The sequence below is a fragment of the Ilyobacter polytropus DSM 2926 genome (genome assembly GCF_000165505.1).
GTDB lineage: Bacteria > Fusobacteriota > Fusobacteriia > Fusobacteriales > Fusobacteriaceae > Ilyobacter > Ilyobacter polytropus.
On the sequence record NC_014632.1, the window covers coordinates 1,608,527 to 1,626,242 of the forward strand.

The following is a 17,716-nucleotide window of genomic DNA, read 5'->3' on the forward strand; positions in this document are numbered from 1 at the left end:
AAAGGAGTCCATCGGACTCCTTTTTCATATCATTTTATCAAGTTCAAACCAAAATATAACTTTACCATTTTCAAGATAAGCACCATGATTACTGCTATGCTTTTCCAAAACTCCTTTCACTATGGCCAGACCAAGGCCTGTCCCCTCACTGCTTCTAGACTTGTCACCCCTATAAAATGGAGCCCATATTTCCTTCAAGTCCTCCTCAGTCAGATCACTGCATGTATTAATAACCTTCACCCTGTATTTTTCCCCGTCTTCACCTACGTCGACTTTTATCTTTCCATTTTCCGGAGTATATTTAAAAGCGTTACTCACGAGGTTTTCCAAGACCCTTTTTATATATTTCCAGTCTCCCAGAGCCCATATGTCATCTTCAGGATAATATATAACGTATTTTTCAAATTCCATGTAATACTTATCCATTACCTGTCTTATCATCTTTCCAAGATTTATTTTTTCTATATCCAGTTCCAAATATCCAGCCTCTATCTGGGATATCAGAAGAAGTTCTTTAACCAGTTCATCCATTTTTCTGCTTTCGTCCACTATGACCTCACAGTAAAAATTTCTATCCTCATCTGTGGCGATGCCTTCCATCAACCCTTGAGCATATCCTTGTATCAAGGCTATAGGGGTCTTTAATTCGTGACTCACACTAGCAACAAACTCTTTTCTCAGACTTTCCAGTTTCTTTTCTTTTTCTATATCTTTTTTTAGTTCCAGGTTTGCAATATTCAGATCCTCTATAGTTTCATGAAGAATATCTCCCATCCTGTTTATGCTATTCCCCAGTTCACCTATCTCGTCTTTTCTCTCTGATGAAAATTTTAGAGAAAAGTTCAGATTTGATATTCCCTTTGTTATCTCCTTCAGATGAAGAATGGGCTGGGTTATCTTTTTTGAAAATATAAAAGCCATAATAAGTCCAAAGGCCAAGGCATAGGCAATAATTCTCATATAGTATCTGTTTGCCACATGGACAGATTCTTGTATAGAGCTTATAGGGGTTCTTATCTCCACAAACCTATTGTGCTGATAAGGAGTAAATAAAATCATAAATTCACCTACAGGCTCTTCAATCTTTATCTTCTGAAAAACCTGCTTCCCATCCCTTACATCCTCAAGTATCCCTTTGTTCTCTAGCCCCTTTATATACAAGTCTTCTGAAGACACAAAGAGATCATTGGAAAACTGCCTTATATATATTGTTACGTTGTTTTCTCTCTCTAACTGTTCAAAATCTAATGAATGTTCTGGATTTGAGATAATCTGTGCCACTGATTTCAGATTTTCTTTTTTACTGTCTATATAAAATCTCTCAAGATAAAATTCTGTAATCACATAAAAACCCATCATTATAAAGAGAACCACACTGAATATCAGAAAAAAAATCTTACTTCTTATTCTCATTATCCCTCCTCAAAACGATAGCCAAATCCTCTTATTGTTTGTATATATATTTCTCCTATTTTTTTTCTCAATCTTTTCACATGGGTGTCCACAGTTCTCACATCTCCAAAATAATCCCATCCCCATACAGAGTTCAGTATCTTTTCCCTAGAAAGAGCAATGCCTCTATTCTGAACAAAATAAAGCAGCATTTCAAACTCCTTAGAAGTTAACTCCACCGCCTCGCCTTTTATCTCTACTTTCCTGCTTCCTTCATCTATCTCTATATCTCCGCGGCTTATTTTATCAGGTTTACCAGCTCTTCTGAATATAGCTTTTATTCTCGCCACAAGCAGTCTAGGATTAAAAGGTTTGGTTATATATTCATCCGCTTCCAGCTCAAATCCAAAAATCTGATCATTTTCCTCACTACGGGCTGTCAGCATTATAACAGGAACCATAGACTCTCTTCTTATTTCACGGCATACACTCCACCCATCCATTTTAGGAAGCATTATATCTAGTATTACGAGATCATATCCACCTTCCTGAAACATTTCTAATGCCTGCATCCCGTCTCCTGCCTCGTCTACATGATATCCTTCCTTCACCAGATAATCTTTTATCAGCCTTCGCATCTTCCATTCATCTTCTACCACAAGTATCTTTTTCATTCGTCATCACCTATTTTCAAGTTTAAAAAAGAGCCCTTAATTAGGACTCTATTTTCTTTTATATACTATAGTATTTTATTTGATTATTCCTTTTGTTATTTTTACTTTCGCAGTTTCTCTTTCGGGTTTTGAAAGAACTTTTTTTCTGAAATAAAATGCCATTCCCAACATAATAGTTAAATATAAAGATAGTTTTAGAATTTCCATATTACCCACCTCCTAAAAAATTTTAGCATTTTTTTATGGCGTTTCTGTGTCTTTTACTTGAGAAGTTTTTTTATTGTATAAAAGAGTTCCTCTATAACCTCATCATGCCCCTCTCGTATCTGATCCGCTACACAGCTTTTCATATGAGCTTCCAAAAGTTCTTTTGCCACTCCGTCCATAGCAGATTTTACAGAAGCCACTTGGTTCAGTATGTCATCACAATATACATCTTCATCCACCATTCTCTTTATACCTCTTATCTGACCCTCTATACGGTTCAGTCGGTTATTTAATTTCTTCTTGAACTCTACCGAGTGATGAGCATTCCTCACCTGGCAACATTCTTTTCCATCCATCTTTTCCACTCCTTCAAAATTTAGGTTTAAAAAATCTAAGTCTTAAGGCATTGGTTACAACAGATACCGAACTCATAGCCATTGCTGCACCAGCTATCATGGGATTCAAAAGATGTCCGGTGATAAGATATAAAACTCCTGCAGCTACAGGTATTCCCATGCTGTTATAAGCAAATGCCCAGAAAAGATTCTGCTTTATATTTCTTATTGTAGCATGACTTAACTGTATTGCAGAAGCTACATCTTTAATATCACTTTTCATAAGAACAATATCTGCACTTTCAATTGCTACATCTGTTCCACTTCCAACGGCTATTCCCACATCTGACTGTGCAAGAGCAGGTGCATCATTTATTCCATCCCCTACCATGGCAACTCTTGCACCATTTTTCTGAAGTCTTTTTACCTCTATAGACTTATCTTCTGGCATAACTTCTGAAAGAACTATCTCTATCCCCACCTCTTTTGCTATGGCCTCTGCAGTAAGGGCGTTGTCTCCTGTTATCATGGCTACTTTTATCCCCATCTCTTTTAGGATTTTCACAGCCTCCTTAGATGTCTTTTTCACAGTATCAGCCACTGCCACTACTCCCTGGAACTTGCCGTCTGCTGCCACTAACATAAGGGTTTTCCCCTCTTTTGATAACTGATCTTCTTCTGGTGTGAAATTTACCTCTATACCCTTTGTCTTCATCAGCTTCTGATTTCCCACTAGAATATTCTTCTCGTCTACTAAAGCTTCTATTCCCATTCCTGTTATAGAATTAAATTTCTCTATCTTTGCAAATTTTAACCCTTTTTCTTTGGCACCTTCCACTATTGCGTCTCCTAGAGGATGCTCAGAATGGAGTTCTGCCGAAGCCGCCAGTTTTAGTATCTCATTATCTGAAAGCTCTCCTGAGCTGATGACATCTGTTAGTTTTGGTTTTCCTTCTGTTATAGTTCCCGTCTTGTCAAAAACTATTGTGTCTACTCTGTGGGTCATTTCCAGAGCTTCGCCCCCTTTTATTAGGATTCCGTATTCAGCCCCTTTTCCTGTCCCTACCATTATAGCAGTAGGAGTAGCGAGCCCTAGAGAACAGGGACATGCTATGACCAGTACCGCTATGAATATACTGAGAGAAAATATTGCCGGTGTTTCCGAAAGAACAACTTTTCCTGTTGTTCCGAGAATATACCAAGTAATGGCCGATACAATTGCTATTCCTATGACCACCGGAACAAAATATCCTGATATGACATCCGCCATTCTGGCAATAGGAGCCTTTGACCCCTGGGCATCTTCCACAAGCTTTACTATTTTTGCCAAAGCTGTATCAGACCCCACTGCAGTTGCCCTTATCTTTATACTACCGTTTTTATTTATACTAGCTCCTACAACCTTTGATCCGGGAGTTTTTTCCATTGGAATGCTTTCTCCTGTAAGCATTGATTCATCTACACTAGAACTTCCCTCTGTTACCTCACCGTCTACCGGGATACTTTCACCCGGTTTCACAAGGAGAATATCTCCTTTTTCTACATCCTCTATATCAACTTCCACAATGTCGCCATTTTTTATTAGACTGGCTTTTTTAGGCTGGAGTCCCATAAGCTTTTTTATTGCTTCTGAGGTTCTTCCCTTACTTACATTTTCCAGATACTTCCCCAACATAATAAGAGCCAATATCACAACGGCAGATTCATAATATAGAAAATGGACATATTCTATATTACCGCTGCTAATCATATAGGTCCCGTATAGACTGTAAATCATTGCAGCCCCTGTTCCCATGGCTATAAGTGAGTCCATATTTGGTGAAAATTTAAAAAGAAGCTTTATTCCTGTCACATAAAAACGTTTTCCTATTAATATTACAGGAATAGAAAAAAGCAGTTGTATCAAAGCAAAATTCATAGGATTATTTTCAGGATTTATAATTCTAGGTACAGGCATCCCCATCATATGTCCCATGGATATATAGAAAACAGGCAAGGCAAATAATATAGCTATAATAAATTTTTTCCATTCATTTTGAAGCTCTTTTTGCTTTTTATCACCGTCTAAATCTTTGACAGTATCTTCTTTTACAGCCTTATATCCAAGTTCATTTATAAACTTCACAATTTCTGAAAGTTTTATTTCATTTTTTCTGTACTCAACCAAAGCTTTCTCTGTTGCTAAATTTACATTTATAGTTTCGACTCCTAGTAACTGTGAGGTTTTTTTCTCTATCCTAGACACACAGCTTTGACATGTCATTCCATCTATACTGAGAGTCACAGTGTTTATTTTTTTCTCTTCCTCTATACTGTATCCTGCATCTACGACAGCCTTCTTTATCTCATCTAGACCTACAGAATTCTCATCATAACTCACTGAAAGTTTCTCTGTTGTGAGGTTTACGTTCCCATCTAATACTCCCTCTAATTTATTAACCGCTTTTTCTACTCTTTTTACACAGGCCTGACAGGTCATCCCGTCTATTTTAAGTGTGGCTTTATTTAATTTAGTTTCTCTTTCCTTTATACCATAGCCTAGATCAGATACAATCTTTTTTATATCTTCTGACGACACTTTTTTTTCATCAGCTTCAACTGTAAGTATCTCAGAAATAGGATTTACAGTTGTCGAATCTACACCTTTTATTTTCCCTACTGCTTTTTCTATTCTAGCTACACATGCCTGGCAACTTATCCCATCTATTTTAAATTTTTTATTCATAAAAAAGGTCTCCTTTCTTAATTATCAAATTTCTTTATAAAAATACCCCTATACCCTATTTAAAATAGTATCCTTCTTTTCTTTATCTGTCAAGTAAGAAATTTTATTTGTCCTGTTTCTGATTTTTATCCGATTTTGGTTTTTCAAAAATACTTTCAATATCTCTCAATAAAAAATAATTTAAAAATGTTCTTATCAATATTGTCGCTGCAAGCTTACCTATATCTGTCCAAGTAGGTGCCAATATAGTTTTTAGTATACTTGCACCTATGAGAAAAGATAATCCCAGGGAAAAAGAGTTCCCTATTTCCAATCTGCTTCTTTTCATAGCAACAAAGCTGTGCTTTCTAAGAAAAAAATCTTTTGAATATATGATAACCGAGTTTATTACTCCAAAAAAGATTACAATTGTAGCTAAAAACTGACAAATATTTATAATTATATTGTTTATAAAACTTATAAATTCATGCATCATTCCCACTCCCTTAGTTAATTATAAATTCCTTAACCTATATATTTTATAATCTTTCAAAAAATCCTCTAAATATAATGAATACCAGACTTATTACAGTTCCTCAAGGCCATATACCCCACAGGTTGAATATTGACAAAGTTTGAAAATACACATAGAATATTCAAAAGATTAAGATAAAATTTAAAAATAATTTTGAAAGGAGAAAAAATGAGCTGTAATAAAGAAAATTGTACTTGCCCAAATACTGAATGTATCCGTCATGGGAAATGCTGCGAATGTATAAATAACCATATGCAAAATGGAATTACTGTTTACTGTATGAAAGACAACGACTCTTCATACTGGGATAACCTAAAAAAATAGAAATATTAATTAAGTTTTGATTTAAATAAAACAGAAGCCGGCGTAATTGCCGGCTTCTGTTTTATTATTATTTTTCATTTAATATTTTCCACAGCTCAGATTCTGTAGACATTATTATTTTCGTTTTCCCACTTCCCGAAAGAATTTTATCATAAGTCGATAATGTTCTTGTGAATTTATAAAATTCAGGGTCACGGTTATAGGCATCTGCATATATTTTTAATGCCTCTGCATCCCCTTCACCTTTTATAGATTCTGATTTTTCATAGGCCTCAGCCAGAATAACTGTTCTCTCTTTCTCTGCTTGAGATGTTATTTCAAGGGCTTTTTCCTGACCTTCTGCACGATATTTTTTAGCTTGCTGATGTCTTTCAGCTTCCATTCTTCTATAGACATTTTCCTCGTTTTCTTTAGGCAGTTCTGCTCTTTTTATTCTTACGTCTACTATTTCTATTCCAAACTTCTTGGTTTTTTCCCAGCTTTCACGTGTTACTGTTTCCATTATCTCATCTCGTTTGAATGCGATAATATCTAAAAAAGTGTACTGTCCAAGCCTTTCTCTTATTTCAGAATATATTATATCATCTAGTCTCGCCTGGGCTCCTTTTTCATCTTGTACCGTCTGAAGAAATAAAAGTGGATCAATTATTCTCCATCTGGCATAATTATCTATCACTATATTTTTTTTGTCTTTTGTAATGAGGTCTTTAGGTTCTGCGTCATAATCCAAAAGTCTTTTATCAAAATATACAACATTGTCGATAAAAGGAACTTTAAATTTTAGTCCAGAGGTATTTATCTCTCCTCCTACAGGTTTACCAAATCTTAAAACTACTGCTCTTTGAACTTCAGAAACCTGAAATACAGAAGATGCAAAAACAATAACAATTAGGATTAGAATAACATTAATTCCCTTTTTCATTTGTCTTCCCCTCCTCTTGAATCAGGTTCAGTACTCCGTTTTTAACATCAGAGTCTATGATTACCTTGTCAACATCTTTAAGATTTCTCTCAAGATTTTCAAGATAAAGTCTTGTTTTTGTCACTTCTTTACCCAATTTATAATTTTCATAGAGTTTCAAGAACCTTACTACGTCTCCCTGTGACTCTTTTACCCTCTTTTCTTTATACCCTTCAGCATCATTTAAAACTTTAAAGGCTTCACCTCTAGCCTTTGGTATTATATCATTTCTATAACCATTGGCTTCATTTATATAACGAATTCTGTCTTCTCTGGCACTGGCTACATCTTTAAAGGCCTGTACAACCTCTTCAGGTGGTTGTACATCCTGAAGCTGTACATTTAAAACTGTGATTCCACTGTCGTATTTTTTGAGTATTTCCTGCAGTTTCTCACGAGTCTGCATCTGTATATTTGATTTTCCCTCTGTAAGAGTTTCATCTATATTGTATTTACCAACTATCTGTCTCATACTTGATTCTGAGGCATCTTTTATTGTTTTATACGGATCTCCCAGGTTGAATAAATACTTTTTTAGATCTGTTATCTTATATTGGACACTAAAATCTACATCAAGAATATTCTCATCCCCTGTTAGAATAAGAGATTCTTCTCTCATATCTTTATATTTTGCAGGAGGTCCAGGACTCACAGTTCTGAATCCTACTTCTACACGGTACACTTTTGTGGTTTTTACCTTAATCCGTGAAGCTATCGGTACTGGAAAATACCAGTTTATACCCGGTCCAGCTGTCTTTTGATATTTACCAAACAACAGTATTGCCGCTTCTTCATCTGGTCCTACTACAAAAACTCCAGTGAGAAGGTAAATAAATAAAATAGGAACAAAAATAAATTTTCCAAATCCTCCCAGACGGGTTTTTATTAGTTCTAGCAATTCTTCTAAAGTGTACATATTATCTTCTTTACCCATTATAACTCCTCCCCTTTTTTAAAGATTATATTATCTTTCCAGTTCAAGGGTAAACTTAAGCCGCTTCAAACCGTTTTTTATGGACCTTGCTTTAAATTTACTTATTCCCCTTATCTCGTATAGATCTTCCACACTAGCATCTTTTATAGAAGCCAAGTCATCATATTCAGTTATTATCTTTTCTATGTCACGCTTGTTTAGTCTTGTTATCTTACCCAGAATTCTATATCCCTTAGGACTTACTTTATTATCCAGTGTTGAATAATTTTTCCCGTATCCCAGAATAAAGGATAGTTTTCCCTGCTCTAAAAGTTCCTCATCTGTCAGCTTGTCTAATTCCAAATTAATGTGATTAATATCAAACTCACCTTTCTCACTGTTATAATAGTCTTTTATGAAATTCATTTTTTCATCTTTTAGACCCTGAAGTAATTCTTCTAACTGAAGATTTATAAGTCGCCCCTCTACTCCTAGCTCGGCTACATAATTTCTAACTTCTTGCTTTATTCTGAATATCATTTCAAATCTTTGAAGTATTGTAGTCACTTCATAAAGAGTTGCCAGGTCATCGAATTCCATTATTGTTAGATTTGCAAGGGCTTTATCCAAAACAGTTTTGTATCTTTCAAAAGTCTTAATAGCCTGAGTTGCTTCTGTCATTATCTCCCCTATATCTCGCAGCTTATACCTCAGTTCACCTTTATACAGAGTTATCCTGTTTCTTTTTTCCGATATTGCTATAACCAGCTTGTTACACTGTTTGGCGATTCTTTGGGCGGTCCTATGTCTTGTTCCGCTTTCATCTGTGGTATAATTTTTGTCAGGCTGCATATGGACATTTGCATAAAGTATTCTGTCAGCTGTATAGTCCAAAATTATTGCTCCGTCCATTTTTGCCAGTTCATATATCCTCTGGGAATTGTATTCACAGTTTATAAAAAATCCACCGTCTAGCATAGCCTCTATATTTTCATCTATTCCTATGATCAAAAGCGCCCCTGTTCCAGCATCTAGAATATTGTCCAAACCCTCTCTGAGAAGTGTCCCAGGAGTGACACTCGAAAGGATGTCTATTAAGTTTTTTTGATTTTTCATACTATCTCATCCTCTCCAAAAGCTCGTCTATACTCTTTAGATAGATAAGCTTCAGTTTATAATTATTTTTTTCTATATCTTTTCTATTGGATTCCGGAACATACACTCCTGTAAATCCAAGTTTTTCAAGCTCTCTCAATCTTTTATCCATAAAAGAAATTTTTCTTATCTCACCCCTTAAGCCAAGTTCTCCCACTGCTGCGATTTTTTGACTTATCTCTATTCCGTTACATACCGACAGCATAGATATCAAAAATGCCAAGTCTGCAGATGGGTCCTTTACCGTTATCCCACCAGGAATATTTACAAAGAGGTCCTTTGTGGAAAAAGCTACTCCTGCCTTTTTCTCAGCCACAGCACTTAGTATCTGTACTCTATTTTTATCCAGACCCTGGACAATCCTTTTAGGTATCCCAAAGGGTGAGTCTGTTATAAGAGACTGAATTTCCAAAAGAAATACTTTTGAACCTTCTAAAACCGGTACAATCATACTTCCTATATTTTTTTCTTCACGGTCGCTCAGAAAAAATTCAGATGAGTTTTTTACTTCCCTCATTCCATCCTCTTCCATATTGAAAATACCAAGCTCATTGGTAGAACCAAATCTGTTTTTTATACTCCTTAGTATTCTGTAGAAAAGTCCCTCTTCTCCCTCAAAATTAAGCACAGCATCAACCATGTGTTCTAGCATCTTAGGGCCGGCTACTTTTCCGTCTTTTGTTATATGCCCGACGATAAAAAATGATATGTTATAATTTTTTGCAAGTTCTACTATCCTTAGAGTACTTTCTCTTATCTGAGTTGGAGTTCCCGGTATAGAATCTGAGTTAGAGCTATAGAGAGTCTGAATAGAATCCACTACCACAACTTTGGGTTTTTTGAAAGATAAATGCTCATATATGGTTTCTATCTCTGTTTCAGACATTATAAAAAGATTGTCTGAAACAATCCCCAACCTCTCCCCTCTGTTTTTTATTTGGGATGGAGACTCTTCACCAGATATGTATATAACATCTCCATATTCGGTGTATTCTTTGGCTGCCTGTAAAAGAAGAGTAGACTTACCTATCCCGGGATTTCCAGTTATAAGGATAACTTCCCCCTGGACAAGACCCCCTCCTAGGACTCTGTCAAACTCTTTAAGTTTTGTTTTATACCTGTAATTTCCCTCTACTTCAATCTGAGAAAAATTCAGTATTTTTACGTTGGACTTTGCAGAAGATGACACCTTTGATATACCTTTTCTAGCAGCAGAAGTCATGAGGGTTTCCTCTTCTAAGGTTCCCCATTCTTCACACTCAGGACACTTCCCGAGCCATTTTACACTTTTATATCCACAGCTGCTGCATACATAGAGACTTTTATCTTTAGCCACTTACTTCCCCTCTTTGATCATTTCATCTACTTTTCTACTTATATCTTCTACGATTTTTTTATTCACAAAATGCTCTAAATTTCCTTTATTTAAAGCTACTTCTCTTACAAGGCTAGAGCTTAAATAAAGATTTTCCCTTGAAGCAGGTAAAAATACTGTTTCAAGCTCACCGCCTGATAAAACAGAATTTCCTAAAGCCATCTGGAGTTCATACTCATAATCCGAGACTGCCCTTAAACCTCTGAAGACTATATTTGCATTATTTTTTCTCATAAAATCTACAAGAAGTCCTTCAAAACTCATTATTTCTACGTTATCCAAGTTTCCTATCACTTTTTTTATAAGCTCTCCTCTTTCTTTCAGATCAAACCAATAGTTTTTCGAAGCACTATTTAAAATACCTATAATAAGCTTATCTGTGAGGTTTGCAGCTCTTCTTATTATATCCTCATGTCCCTTTGTTATAGGATCAAAACTACCTGCATAAACTCCTATTTTCATCTATCAACCCACCTATACTTCAAGTAAAATTTCATAATCATAATTATCTTTAAGAGGATCTACTTCCACTTTAAAAAACTTCCCTTTAGATTTTAGATAAACCTTTATAAATTCATCGTATATCCCCTTAAAAAAGCCGTTCAATTCTTTTGATATTTTAAGTCTTACAGTAGAGATATCTTTTTCATCTGAAACGATTTTTATTTCAGTTATTACTTCATTTATAACCGAATCTTTAGATTTTATCTTACCCGTTCCATTACAGTGGACGCACTCTTCCTGGTAATAATGACTCAGTGGTTTCCCGACTCTTTTCCTTGTCATCTCGATAAGCCCTAAATCTGTAAAATGAATAATATTATTTTTTATTCTATCTTTTTTTAGATGCTCTTCGAGAACCTCTGTAACTTTTAGCTTGTCCTCTTCGTGCTTCATATCAATAAAATCTATTATTATTATACCACTCATGTTTCTAAGTCTCAGCTGTCTAGGTATCTCTTTTGCAGCCTCTATATTGGTTTCAAAAACCGTATCCTCTAGATTCATACGTCCTGTATTTTTTCCGGTATTTATATCTATGCTTACCAAAGCTTCCGTCCTTTGGATTACAAGATAACCACCACAATCTAGCCATACAACCTCTTTTAAAGCCTTGTCTAACTGACTGTTTACCCCGTAGGTTTCAAACACAGGAAGGTTTTCATTGTAGAGTTTAATTTTAGTCTTCATAGAACTTTCACTAAAAGCATTTATATAATCTATAATCTCCCAGTATTTTTTTTCATTATCTATTACAAGCTCTTCTATATTTGAGGAAAATATATCTCGCAGAACGGTCTTAACCAATTCATTATCTCTGTAAATTATGTCTCCTGGCTTAGAGGTACTTATCTTCCTCTCTATATCATGCCATTTTTTTACTAAATATTCTACTTCTCTTTCAAAGTGAAGTTCATTTTTACCCTCTGCCGCTGTTCTTATTATAAAACCCATATTATCTGGCTTTATCTCTTTTAGCAGTTCTTCTAATCTTTTTCTCTCTTTATCATTCTTTATTTTCTGAGATATGGCTACATAATCGTTGTTTGGCATAAGTACCAGATATTTACCTGGAATAGTATAGTGAGTCGTTACCCTCGCTCCCTTTGTTCCTCTAGGATCCTTTAGTATCTGTACAACCACCTCGTCTCCTACATTTAGAAGGTCTTCTATTGGCCTATCGCTGTTCTCTATACCATCAAGATACATCTCTTCAAATTCTCTTAAGTCCTTGACATACAAAAAAGCATTTTTTTCAAGTCCTATATCCAAAAATGCAGATTCCATACCAGGGAGTACATTAGCCACTCTCCCTTTATATATATTCCCTGTGACTTTTACCTCATCACTTCTTTCGATGAAAAACTCAGTAAGTTTATCATCTTCTAGTAAAGCTGCTCGGGTTTGAAAATCATCAACATTTATAATTATCTGATTCATCTTATTATTACTCCGTTCAAAATTTCTTCTCTCGTTATCAGATTTCCATTTACACTTATCTTTTTTAAACTTAAATTGTTGTCGATAGATATCTTAAAATTCTTGCCCAGATTTTTTTTGTTAATTCCCCTGTTACCAACAATCTTTGATATGTTTTTTTCATTTGCTTTTATATGCAAATTTCCCTCTTTATCTTTTTTCTGACTCAAAAACCTAAAGTATATCTCACCTTCTACCAGTTCACGGAATGAAGGATGAAAGGGACCGGATACTATAACTCCGTCCTCTCTTATATCTTCTGAAGGTTGCAGTCCCACTCTGATTATGTTTATTCCTTCTTTTTCAAAAAGTGCGTAAATAGGAACCACTCTTTCGACTGCCTCCTTCAGTGTCATAGGAACAAAGCTGCCCTTATAATACAATTTTTCCATTTGTGTCCCGTTTATGACAAGAGTGGGGTATATTCTGACCATATCAGGTCCTATCCCCACTACTTTTTTAGCACTTATAAAATCTTTCTCATCTGTAGATCCAGGAAGTCCAGGCATAAGCTGTATTCCTAAATTTATACCAGATTCTTTGATCATTAATGAGGCTTCATAAACTTTCTCTGGGCTATATCCCCTGCCTGAAAGCTCTAAAACCTTTGGATCCAAAGACTGAACTCCAAGTTCTATTGTAGTTACACCATACTCCTTAAGCATAAGAAGTATTTCTCGTGATATATAATCAGGTCTAGTAGACATTCTTATTCCATCTATCAGACCTCTATCAATATACCTTTTAACCACTTCTAAATAATTTCTTTGAAGGTCTATTGAGATCCCTGTAAAAGTTCCACCAAAGAAAGCTACTTCTTTTCTTGATTCCTTTGGAAGAGTTTTTAAATAATCTTCAATAATTCCCTCTAATTCATCCAGAGTCACATCTGTTTCTATTCCTGTAATTTTCTTTTGGTTGCAGAATACACATGAATTAGGGCATCCAAAATGACTAATAAAAACCGGAATATTATAGTGCTTCATATGCTTTTACTCCCAGCTTCCTACAGGCATTTCTAGCCGCTGACTGCTCTGCACTCTTTTTATTTCTCCCTGTTCCTAGACCCATTAGCTCATCGTTTATTTTAACAGCTATCTCAAAAGATTTTCTGTGGTCAGGCCCCATCTCTTTTATAACTTCATAAGAAGGAATAACCTTGTATTCTCTCTGACTAAACTCTTGAAGAATCGTTTTAAAATCTATAAGGTCTTCATTTTCATCAATGTGATCTATAAATCGCTTAAGATGCTTTATGGCAAACTCTTTAGCTAGCATAAAATCAGAGTCAAGATAAACTGCACCTAATATAGCTTCAAATACATCTCCTAGTATAGAACTTCTGTCTCTTCCCCCTGTAAGCTCCTCTCCCTTACTCAAAAGAAGATGATTCCCTACTCCAAGTTTTCTAGAAATTTTAGCAAGTACAGGCTCACTGACAATCATTGATTTCAATTTTGCCAGATCCCCTTCACTTGAACTGGTAAAGTGCAAATAAAGATATTCTGTAACAACAAGATCTAGAACTGCATCTCCTAGCAGTTCTAGTCTCTCATTGTTTACCTTTTTGTAATCCCAGTTTTCATTTCCATAAGACCTGTGAATAAGGGCATGCTTCAGAAGTTTTTTGCTTTTAAATGTATACTTTAACTTTTTTTCAAGTTCTACAAAACAACTTTCTCCCACTGTCCTTCACACCTCTTATTTATATTTTTTCATTGCAATAACTGCGTTGTGTCCTCCGAAACCTAGAGAGTTTGAAAGACCTACTCTTATTTCTTTTTCCACAGCCACATTAGGTACATAATTAAGATCCAAAGCTGGATCTGGAGTATCATGATTTATAGTAGGAGGTAATATTCCTTCGCTTATAGCAAGTGCTAAGAATGCTCCTTCGATTCCTCCTGCTGCCCCTAGACCGTGTCCAGTGGCTCCTTTAGTTGAAGATACTGCAAGGTTATATGCATGATCTCCAAATATTGTTTTTATTGAAGCTGTTTCATTTCTATCATTTGCAGGAGTAGAAGTTCCGTGGGCATTGATATAGTCCACTTCAGACAAGTCTATTCCACCTTGTTCAAGGGCCATTTTTATAGCTCTTGCTCCGCCTTCTCCACCTTCTGCTGGTGATGTTATATGGTATGCATCACAAGTTTCACCATATCCTACAACTTCAGCATAGATTTTGGCTCCTCTAGCCTTAGCAGATTCAAGTTCCTCTAGTACTACTATTCCGGCTCCTTCTCCCATTACAAAACCGTCTCTGTCAGCTGTAAATGGTCTAGATGCTTTTTCTGGCTCATCATTTCTCGTTGAAAGGGCTTTCATATTTGCAAATCCGTTAATAGCAAACTTAGTAATGCAGGCTTCTGTACCTCCGGCGATCATTGCATCTGCTTTTCCGTTTTTGATAGTCTCAAAAGCATCCCCTATAGAGTGTGTTCCTGCCGCACAAGCAGTTACAACAGCTTTATTTGGTCCCTTTGCTCCTGTGTATATAGCCACATTTCCTGCTGCCATGTTTGATATCATTGCAGGTATTGTAAAAGGTGATATTCTCTTTATCCCCTTATTCAGCATTATTTCATGCTGCTGCTCCATTACCTCTATACCACCTATACCAGAAGATACAATAACCCCTACTTTTTCTGCATTTTCAGCAGTAATTTCAAGTTTTGAGTCCTCAATTGCCATTTTTGAAGCTGCAATAGCAAATTGAGAATTTCTAGCAAGTTTTTTTACTTCTTTTTTTTCAATTCCAAAATCAGCAGGATTAAAATCCTTTACCTCAGCTGCAACCTTTACAGGATTATCAGTAGCGTCAAAAGATTCAATCTTTCCCACTCCAGTTTTTCCTTCTTTTATTGATTTCCAAGTTTTTTCTACCCCTGTTCCCAAAGCAGTTACAAGGCCTATTCCAGTTACTACAACTCTTCTCACTTTATCCTTCACCTCTTCATGAAACTTTTTTTATTTTATCGTAAATGAGAGAACCCACTATAATAAGCGGTTTTTTCAATTTTCTATAAATACAATTATAGGGGTAATTAATTACCCCTATAATCTTAAAATATTACTTATTAGATTCGATGTAGTTTACTACGTCTTGAACAGTTTTGATCTTTTCAGCTTCTGTATCAGGAATTTCTACGTCAAATTCTTCTTCAAAAGCCATAATTAGCTCAACTGTATCTAGTGAATCCGCTCCTAAATCGTCTACGAAGTTCGCCTCAAGAGTTACTTGATCCGCGTCTACACCTAATTGATCTACTACTACTTCTTTAATTTTATCTAACATTCTTTTTCCTCCTTGGATTTTTTCATTAATTTTTTCTATTATGATAGTATCAAATTTAATGTTATTTTTCAAGATTTTTATATCTTAAACGCCTTTAAGGCATTAACATTCCGCCATTTACACTTAAAGTCTGACCTGTAATATAGCTAGAAAGGTCAGAAGAAAGAAACAGTACAGCATTTGCAATATCTTCAGGGGTTCCCATTGAACCCATAGGAATGTTTTTTGCAAATTCCTTCTTTACATCTTCACTTAATACATCTGTCATTTCAGACTGAATATATCCTGGAGCTACAGCATTTACTCTTACTCCTCTTTTTCCTACTTCTTTTGCTAGAGATTTAGTCATTCCTATCATACCTGCTTTCGAAGCAGAATAATTAACTTGACCGGCATTTCCCATTAGTCCCACAACTGATGCCATATTGATTATACTTCCAAATCTTTGCTTTACCATTGTTTTAAAGAAAGCCTGTGTACAGTTGTAAGTTCCTTTGAGGTTGATATTCATAACAAGATCAAAATCTTCCTCTTTCATTCTCATGAAAAGTGTATCTCTTGTAATTCCTGCGTTGTTAACAAGAATATCTATTTTTCCAAACTTTTCTAGAGTTTTGGAAGCAAGTTCTGCCATGCTCTCACTTGAAACAACATTTCCAGGAACGAATATAGCTTCTATCCCGTATTTTTCAGAGATCTCTTTGGCAGTTTTTTCACCTATTTCTGCAAGTATATCAGTAATTACAAGATTGGCACCGGCCTGCGCCAACTTTTCGGCAACAGCTCTTCCGATTCCTCTTGCAGAACCAGTTATTACTGCTACTTTTCCTTTTAAATCAATCATTTGTTCCTCCTTGTTAAAGGGATTTAATTATTTTATTTTAAACTTAAAAATAAACTTATGCTAGGTCTTCTAATTTTTCTATATTTTCAACCACTAAGGTCTTGTCTATTTTTCTGATAAGCCCTTTGAGAACTTTCCCAGGACCTATTTCATAGATCTTTTCAACTCCCTCAGATTTTAGCTTCTCTACAGTTTCAACCCATCTTACAGGTCCAAAAGTCTGGTCATAAAGCTCTTTTTTGATCTCTTCTGCATCAGTTGTAACTTCTGCAGTTGTATTTGCTACAAGCTTTGCTGTTCCTGTTTTGAATTCGTAATTTTCAACTTCAGCTTTAAGTTTTTCTCCAGCTGGCTTCATAAGTGAAGAATGGAAAGGTCCAGATACAGAAAGTATTAATGCTCTTCTTGCTCCTGCAGCTTTTAGTGCTTCACAAGCCTTTTCAATAGCAGCTACCGAACCGGCTATAACTGTCTGTCCAGGTTCGTTAAAGTTTACAGCTTCTACCACGCCGTCAACCCCTGCTAAAACTTCTTCGATTTTAGCTGCTTCCATTCCTATAATTGCAGCCATAGTACCGTTAACTTCCTGAGAAACTGTATTCATAGTATCTCCTCTGAATGCAGTTAGTTTTACGGCATCCTCTAGAGAGAGGTATCCTCCAGATCCTAGAGCAGCGTATTCTCCTACTGAATGTCCAGCTACATAGTCAGCTTTAATCCCTTTTTCTTCCATCAATTTAGCAAGAACAAGACTCATAGCCACAATAGCAGGCTGAGTATATTTAGTCTGTTTCAAATCCTCTTCAGGTCCTTCAAACATAACTCTTTTAAGATCAATTTCCATATTCTCAAAAATCTCATCAAAATACTTTTTAGCTATTTCATTGTTTTCATATAAATCTTTTCCCATGCCAACGTATTGAGCTCCTTGTCCAGGGAAAACAAATGCAATTTTAGACATAACTTCCTCCTTAATTAATTACACATGTAATCTCAATATATCATAAGGTCAACTTGAT

Annotated in this window: 19 protein-coding genes; 1 reads left to right on the forward strand and 18 read right to left on the reverse strand. The window is 35.5% G+C overall.

Going from position 1 to position 17,716, the window contains the following annotated elements:
* Positions 1 to 24 precede the first annotated feature (24 nt).
* The 6 genes from ILYOP_RS07520 to ILYOP_RS07540 all read right to left on the reverse strand — a co-directional run bounded on the left by ILYOP_RS07520 (position 25) and on the right by ILYOP_RS07540 (position 5,808).
* On the reverse strand, positions 25 to 1,413 hold the full coding sequence (locus ILYOP_RS07520) for a sensor histidine kinase (RefSeq protein WP_013387939.1): 1,389 nt from the start codon (positions 1,411 to 1,413) through the stop codon (positions 25 to 27).
* Positions 1,413 to 2,066 (reverse strand): response regulator transcription factor, encoded by a 654-nt coding sequence (locus ILYOP_RS07525; RefSeq protein WP_013387940.1) that lies wholly within the window; start codon positions 2,064 to 2,066, stop codon positions 1,413 to 1,415. The genes ILYOP_RS07520 and ILYOP_RS07525 overlap by 1 nt, the downstream gene beginning before the upstream one ends.
* A gap of 75 nt (positions 2,067 to 2,141) precedes the next feature.
* Complete coding sequence (locus ILYOP_RS16135) at positions 2,142 to 2,273, reverse strand: hypothetical protein (RefSeq protein ID WP_013387941.1); 132 nt, start codon at positions 2,271 to 2,273, stop codon at positions 2,142 to 2,144.
* A gap of 53 nt (positions 2,274 to 2,326) precedes the next feature.
* Positions 2,327 to 2,629 carry a metal-sensitive transcriptional regulator gene (locus ILYOP_RS07530; protein WP_013387942.1) on the reverse strand — a complete coding sequence of 101 codons (303 nt, stop codon included), beginning with the start codon at positions 2,627 to 2,629 and terminating at the stop codon, positions 2,327 to 2,329.
* Positions 2,630 to 2,642: 13 nt separating this feature from the next.
* Positions 2,643 to 5,333, reverse strand: a complete 2,691-nt coding sequence (locus tag ILYOP_RS07535; protein WP_013387943.1) for a heavy metal translocating P-type ATPase — start codon at positions 5,331 to 5,333, stop codon at positions 2,643 to 2,645.
* Between the two features lie 103 nt (positions 5,334 to 5,436).
* Positions 5,437 to 5,808: a DUF1622 domain-containing protein gene (locus ILYOP_RS07540; protein WP_013387944.1), complete on the reverse strand. Its 372-nt coding sequence runs from the start codon at positions 5,806 to 5,808 to the stop codon at positions 5,437 to 5,439.
* Positions 5,809 to 6,015: 207 nt separating this feature from the next.
* Between ILYOP_RS07540 and ILYOP_RS15800 the strand changes: the two genes are divergently transcribed.
* The gene (locus ILYOP_RS15800; RefSeq protein WP_013387945.1) at positions 6,016 to 6,171 is read left to right on the forward strand and encodes a hypothetical protein; all 156 of its coding nucleotides are present in this window, start codon (positions 6,016 to 6,018) and stop codon (positions 6,169 to 6,171) included.
* Positions 6,172 to 6,238: 67 nt separating this feature from the next.
* On the opposite strand, the gene hflC is transcribed toward ILYOP_RS15800, so the two are convergent.
* The 12 genes from hflC to fabD form a co-directional block, all read right to left on the reverse strand.
* A complete protein-coding gene (hflC, locus tag ILYOP_RS07545; RefSeq protein ID WP_013387946.1) occupies positions 6,239 to 7,093 on the reverse strand; it encodes a protease modulator HflC in 855 nt (284 codons plus the stop codon).
* A complete protein-coding gene (gene hflK / locus ILYOP_RS07550; protein ID WP_013387947.1) occupies positions 7,077 to 8,066 on the reverse strand; it encodes an FtsH protease activity modulator HflK in 990 nt (329 codons plus the stop codon). The genes hflC and hflK overlap by 17 nt, the downstream gene beginning before the upstream one ends.
* 30 nt (positions 8,067 to 8,096) lie before the next feature.
* Positions 8,097 to 9,161, reverse strand: a complete 1,065-nt coding sequence (disA, locus tag ILYOP_RS07555) for a DNA integrity scanning diadenylate cyclase DisA (protein WP_013387948.1) — start codon at positions 9,159 to 9,161, stop codon at positions 8,097 to 8,099.
* 1 nt (position 9,162) lies between these two features.
* The gene (gene radA / locus ILYOP_RS07560) at positions 9,163 to 10,536 is read right to left on the reverse strand and encodes a DNA repair protein RadA (RefSeq protein ID WP_013387949.1); all 1,374 of its coding nucleotides are present in this window, start codon (positions 10,534 to 10,536) and stop codon (positions 9,163 to 9,165) included.
* On the reverse strand, positions 10,537 to 11,037 hold the full coding sequence (gene coaD, locus ILYOP_RS07565; RefSeq protein ID WP_013387950.1) for a pantetheine-phosphate adenylyltransferase: 501 nt from the start codon (positions 11,035 to 11,037) through the stop codon (positions 10,537 to 10,539).
* A gap of 12 nt (positions 11,038 to 11,049) precedes the next feature.
* Positions 11,050 to 12,516 (reverse strand): Rne/Rng family ribonuclease, encoded by a 1,467-nt coding sequence (locus ILYOP_RS07570; RefSeq protein WP_013387951.1) that lies wholly within the window; start codon positions 12,514 to 12,516, stop codon positions 11,050 to 11,052.
* Positions 12,513 to 13,541 carry an elongator complex protein 3 gene (locus ILYOP_RS07575; protein ID WP_013387952.1) on the reverse strand — a complete coding sequence of 343 codons (1,029 nt, stop codon included), beginning with the start codon at positions 13,539 to 13,541 and terminating at the stop codon, positions 12,513 to 12,515. Before ILYOP_RS07575 ends, ILYOP_RS07570 begins: the two co-directional genes overlap by 4 nt.
* Positions 13,528 to 14,241, reverse strand: coding sequence for a ribonuclease III (gene rnc / locus ILYOP_RS07580; RefSeq protein ID WP_013387953.1), 714 nt, complete (start codon positions 14,239 to 14,241; stop codon positions 13,528 to 13,530). The genes ILYOP_RS07575 and rnc overlap by 14 nt, the downstream gene beginning before the upstream one ends.
* A gap of 15 nt (positions 14,242 to 14,256) precedes the next feature.
* The gene (fabF, locus tag ILYOP_RS07585; protein WP_013387954.1) at positions 14,257 to 15,495 is read right to left on the reverse strand and encodes a beta-ketoacyl-ACP synthase II; all 1,239 of its coding nucleotides are present in this window, start codon (positions 15,493 to 15,495) and stop codon (positions 14,257 to 14,259) included.
* A 133-nt stretch (positions 15,496 to 15,628) separates the two neighbouring features.
* Entirely contained in the window at positions 15,629 to 15,853 is a 225-nt protein-coding gene (locus tag ILYOP_RS07590; RefSeq protein WP_013387955.1) for an acyl carrier protein, read from the reverse strand.
* A gap of 94 nt (positions 15,854 to 15,947) precedes the next feature.
* Positions 15,948 to 16,697 (reverse strand): 3-oxoacyl-[acyl-carrier-protein] reductase, encoded by a 750-nt coding sequence (gene fabG, locus ILYOP_RS07595; protein ID WP_013387956.1) that lies wholly within the window; start codon positions 16,695 to 16,697, stop codon positions 15,948 to 15,950.
* 55 nt (positions 16,698 to 16,752) lie between these two features.
* On the reverse strand, positions 16,753 to 17,658 hold the full coding sequence (gene fabD, locus ILYOP_RS07600) for an ACP S-malonyltransferase (protein WP_013387957.1): 906 nt from the start codon (positions 17,656 to 17,658) through the stop codon (positions 16,753 to 16,755).
* Positions 17,659 to 17,716: the final 58 nt, after the last annotated feature.

Bases quoted from the DNA above. Each gene is read 5' to 3' on its own strand.
- ILYOP_RS07520 (WP_013387939.1), bottom strand. From the start codon at position 1,413: ATGAGAATAAGAAGTAAGATTTTTTTTCTGATATTCAGTGTGGTTCTC.
- ILYOP_RS07525 (WP_013387940.1), bottom strand. From the start codon at position 2,066: ATGAAAAAGATACTTGTGGTAGAAGATGAATGGAAGATGCGAAGGCTG.
- ILYOP_RS16135 (WP_013387941.1), bottom strand. From the start codon at position 2,273: ATGGAAATTCTAAAACTATCTTTATATTTAACTATTATGTTGGGAATG.
- ILYOP_RS07530 (WP_013387942.1), bottom strand. From the start codon at position 2,629: ATGGATGGAAAAGAATGTTGCCAGGTGAGGAATGCTCATCACTCGGTA.
- ILYOP_RS07535 (WP_013387943.1), bottom strand. From the start codon at position 5,333: ATGAATAAAAAATTTAAAATAGATGGGATAAGTTGCCAGGCATGTGTA.
- ILYOP_RS07540 (WP_013387944.1), bottom strand. From the start codon at position 5,808: ATGATGCATGAATTTATAAGTTTTATAAACAATATAATTATAAATATT.
- ILYOP_RS15800 (WP_013387945.1), top strand. From the start codon at position 6,016: ATGAGCTGTAATAAAGAAAATTGTACTTGCCCAAATACTGAATGTATC.
- hflC (WP_013387946.1), bottom strand. From the start codon at position 7,093: ATGAAAAAGGGAATTAATGTTATTCTAATCCTAATTGTTATTGTTTTT.
- hflK (WP_013387947.1), bottom strand. From the start codon at position 8,066: ATGGGTAAAGAAGATAATATGTACACTTTAGAAGAATTGCTAGAACTA.
- disA (WP_013387948.1), bottom strand. From the start codon at position 9,161: ATGAAAAATCAAAAAAACTTAATAGACATCCTTTCGAGTGTCACTCCT.
- coaD (WP_013387950.1), bottom strand. From the start codon at position 11,037: ATGAAAATAGGAGTTTATGCAGGTAGTTTTGATCCTATAACAAAGGGA.
- ILYOP_RS07570 (WP_013387951.1), bottom strand. From the start codon at position 12,516: ATGAATCAGATAATTATAAATGTTGATGATTTTCAAACCCGAGCAGCT.
- ILYOP_RS07575 (WP_013387952.1), bottom strand. From the start codon at position 13,541: ATGAAGCACTATAATATTCCGGTTTTTATTAGTCATTTTGGATGCCCT.
- ILYOP_RS07590 (WP_013387955.1), bottom strand. From the start codon at position 15,853: ATGTTAGATAAAATTAAAGAAGTAGTAGTAGATCAATTAGGTGTAGAC.
- fabG (WP_013387956.1), bottom strand. From the start codon at position 16,697: ATGATTGATTTAAAAGGAAAAGTAGCAGTAATAACTGGTTCTGCAAGA.
- fabD (WP_013387957.1), bottom strand. From the start codon at position 17,658: ATGTCTAAAATTGCATTTGTTTTCCCTGGACAAGGAGCTCAATACGTT.